This window comes from Yeosuana aromativorans (assembly GCF_014646655.1).
Lineage (GTDB): Bacteria > Bacteroidota > Bacteroidia > Flavobacteriales > Flavobacteriaceae > Yeosuana > Yeosuana aromativorans.
The window spans coordinates 1,438-4,571 of the sequence record NZ_BMNR01000008.1 but is presented as its reverse complement, the minus strand read 5'-3'; the positions used below and the strand labels follow the sequence as shown (position 1 = coordinate 4,571).

Below are 3,134 nucleotides of genomic sequence, written 5' to 3'. Positions count from 1 at the left end.
TTGGCAATCATGGAAAAGTACAGGAGCAAAATAAGGCCAAAAACGGAAGAAAGCCTGTTCCCAAGGATCTCGAACCAAAAACTGAACTCCTACCTAAAGGAAATAGCTGACCTGTGCCAAATCAAAAAGAACCTGACCTTCCATATTGCCAGGCATACCTTTGCAACGACTGTCACTCTGAGCAATGGCATACCCATAGAGACGGTCTCTAAATTATTGGGGCATTCCCGGATATCAACGACCCAGATCTATGCAAAGGTCATAGAGAGAAAAGTGAGCGACGACATGAAGAAATTGAGGGAACAGTTCCAGGACACAATGAATAGTTCTGATAGGATACCACAAAGTTTATAGGCTCTTTTCAAGCACAACTTAAAAGAAAAAAGGGAACCATTCAAAATGGTTCCCTTTTTAAAATTATATTTTATTCACTTAAAGAAATTACTGTTTTGGAAGTTTGACCCCAGAAAATATTTCTTTAAATACTTCACAGGGATCTGTGTCTATGGCCAAAGAAATCAAATATAATTCCTCTGCTCTCAATTTTGCTTTTGGATTTGAACTCAATTGGCTAATTCTAGATTTACTTATTCCAGTTCTTCTGGAAACCTCGGCTTTGTTTATTGATTTTTTTGCCAAATACAATCCTATTTCAGTCATTCTATTATGCGTGTTTTGTATACATAAATATAGAAATTATATACACTTGTTTGTTAAAATTGGATTTTTGTTATGTAAATGGGTATATATTTTATACATTAGTGTAGAAAATAAATACAAATGTTTTGATTTATTACACAGTCTAAATAAACTAAATGCCCATGAAAGCAAAAGCACCCGCAAAATTCCCATTACAAAAGGAACTTTTGGACCTTTTAAAGAACTTGGTCCCATTACATTCGGTATATGTCATCGGTATGGACACGAGCAAAAACAAACATATTCATTATTTGCACACGAAAAGCAAACAAGAGCATCTGGAAGCAATCTATACTTTGCTAATTGTGGGCAATAAGACAATCAATAAAAATCTTGATGATCTTATGGAGGAAGTTTACAATAAGATGAAACAACGCTGCAAGGTTAATATACTATTTTGCACCTTGGACAATATCATGGAAAGGATCGATATTGGGGATAATTTCCTGACACGCACCTTAAAGGAAGCACCTTGCATGTACAGGGAAGACAATACCCTGTCCAGATATGGACAATATGGTTTGATGTACCATATTTCTATATATAAAGAGATCAAGACCGTTTGGAGGCACCGTATGGAACGTGCGGTTTATTTGATTTCTATCATAGACATTATACACGAGAATGAAGAACCCTTATCAAAACTGTCAGTGCTCCAAAATGCGATGGAACAGATATGCCTGGGGCTTTTGTACGTGTTCTGGGAATTTAAGCCCCACCATTACACACTGTCCTATCTAATGGATTTGTGCACCACCTTCACATCCTTGCCAAATGAGATGTTTCCCCAAACCACCTTTGGACTGCAACGCCAGTATTACATGCTCTGCAATGCATCCGGTATCATGCGTTTCAAGGGCAGAAACGGGACAAATGGTTTCAGGTCAAGGGATGTGGGCAAGGTACTGAAACGCTGTGAACGGTTTTTAAGGGAAGCTGACCGGTTAGGGGAGAAACAACTGGGACACTTAAAAGAGGCCCATGTTACAGTATAACAAAAAAACTAGCCGATGAAAACAAAAGATAAAAAACAGAAAACGAACAAAGAAACCTTGGACACGATCGTCAAACTGTTACATCCAAGAGAGCGCAAACACTATAGGAGGGAAGACAGCCCCATTGTGCAGCAAGTGAGCTTTGAGGTAGAGGACAACGGTGAACTGCGGTACATCATATCCTGCCTGCTCAGGACATGCATCCTGGCACTGGACAGTGAGAACGACTTCGCTTCCGCAAGACTCTCAAATTGCTCCAAGGACCTGACCATAGCCACGGTGCTGGACCTGGTGGACAGCCTATTGCCCGATGCACAGTTGGCAAGCTATGATGCCATTGAAAAACTGGTGCTGAAAGAAAAAGGAGAATAAAAAGGGGATCCAATAATAAATGGACAACCGAACTGCCATTATTTTCAACAAAATGCGGGTTGTGAAACCCTTTACGGAACAAAAGCCCCAACATCTATCGAACTAATACTATGCAATGTTTTTGGGAAGTTTAAAAGGCCAGTATCATTTTTTATTAAAACAATCCTTGGTTTTGCTGGGACAAGAAGCTTTTTTAATAAAAAAACAATGAACCGATACCCTTTTAAGACCTATAAAACCCAAAAGCCGGCAATACCGATCAACAAAAATTGGCCACATGTTTTTTCCTGTAAATAATTGCCTGTTTATGGGGCTTACGGGGCTTTTTACCGTAAAAATGGGATAAGCAGAATTTGGCAAAGACTACAAGGGTCCAATATCCACCAGATCATATGAAATCCTATTGGTTTGCCGCAAATAAGTGCCATTTTAATGGGGTCTCAAGAGCTTTTGCCGCAAATCAAAAATAAATGCAACCAATCAAAATTGTTAAATAGCTGATTTTAAACGGAATATGAACCAGTAACATCGCGCAGCGTGTTACCCTCTTGCTTTACAAATGGATTTGCAAACCAAAATCAAAAAACGCAAATGTCACCCATCACCACCTATTCGGAACCATGTTTGGTGATCTTGAAGCCCCATGGTTCAAACCTGAGGTTGTCCATATATTCCTGCTTGTGGACTATCAACATTTTCTCCGTACCCTTTTCTAGTATCGGAAGGTAGCCATATTCATAGCAAAAAAAGTAGGTTCCACTGTTAAACGGGAAAATATGGGTGAATATCTCGAACCTAAAGCCCAATTTGGACAGGACCTCCCTGTCAACGGTGCTCTTGCCGCTTGGGCAGAAATGTGCCAACAGGCTTCTGTTCCTGCGCAGGTCACTGTTTATCCTCTGGATGGACAGTTCGTGGGAAGACCTGCTGGCATTGTGATGGGCACTTCTGCACTGGGCATCACAGAATTTTTTGTCCGAACGGCCCTTAAGCTCTTTATTGCAGGCCAAGCAAAATCTTTTTTCCATTCAATTGGTATCATTAAACGTATATATCCGTATATACCCG

At 39.9% G+C, this 3,134-nt stretch carries 5 protein-coding genes; 4 read left to right on the top strand and 1 reads right to left on the bottom strand.

Annotated elements, in window-relative coordinates:
- A partial coding sequence (locus IEW94_RS14715) for a site-specific integrase (RefSeq protein WP_188654450.1) occupies positions 1-354 on the top strand: 354 nt, incomplete at its 5' end.
- 87 nt (positions 355-441) lie between these two features.
- Here the strand turns inward: IEW94_RS14715 and IEW94_RS14710 are convergent.
- Complete coding sequence (locus tag IEW94_RS14710; protein ID WP_188654448.1) at positions 442-660, bottom strand: helix-turn-helix domain-containing protein; 219 nt, start codon at positions 658-660, stop codon at positions 442-444.
- A 161-nt stretch (positions 661-821) separates the two neighbouring features.
- Between IEW94_RS14710 and IEW94_RS14705 the strand changes: the two genes are divergently transcribed.
- The 3 genes from IEW94_RS14705 to IEW94_RS14695 form a co-directional block, all read left to right on the top strand.
- Positions 822-1,694: a hypothetical protein gene (locus IEW94_RS14705; protein WP_188654446.1), complete on the top strand. Its 873-nt coding sequence runs from the start codon at positions 822-824 to the stop codon at positions 1,692-1,694.
- A 15-nt stretch (positions 1,695-1,709) separates the two neighbouring features.
- On the top strand, positions 1,710-2,066 hold the full coding sequence (locus IEW94_RS14700) for a hypothetical protein (RefSeq protein ID WP_188654444.1): 357 nt from the start codon (positions 1,710-1,712) through the stop codon (positions 2,064-2,066).
- 776 nt (positions 2,067-2,842) lie between these two features.
- Positions 2,843-3,134 (top strand): hypothetical protein (locus IEW94_RS14695; RefSeq protein WP_188654442.1); only part of this gene is annotated, 292 nt, incomplete at its 3' end.

What these genes read in the sequence shown, in the direction of transcription:
- IEW94_RS14710 (WP_188654448.1), bottom strand. Translation starts at nt 660, where the DNA reads ATGACTGAAATAGGATTGTATTTGGCAAAAAAATCAATAAACAAAGCC.
- IEW94_RS14705 (WP_188654446.1), top strand. Translation starts at nt 822, where the DNA reads ATGAAAGCAAAAGCACCCGCAAAATTCCCATTACAAAAGGAACTTTTG.
- IEW94_RS14700 (WP_188654444.1), top strand. Translation starts at nt 1,710, where the DNA reads ATGAAAACAAAAGATAAAAAACAGAAAACGAACAAAGAAACCTTGGAC.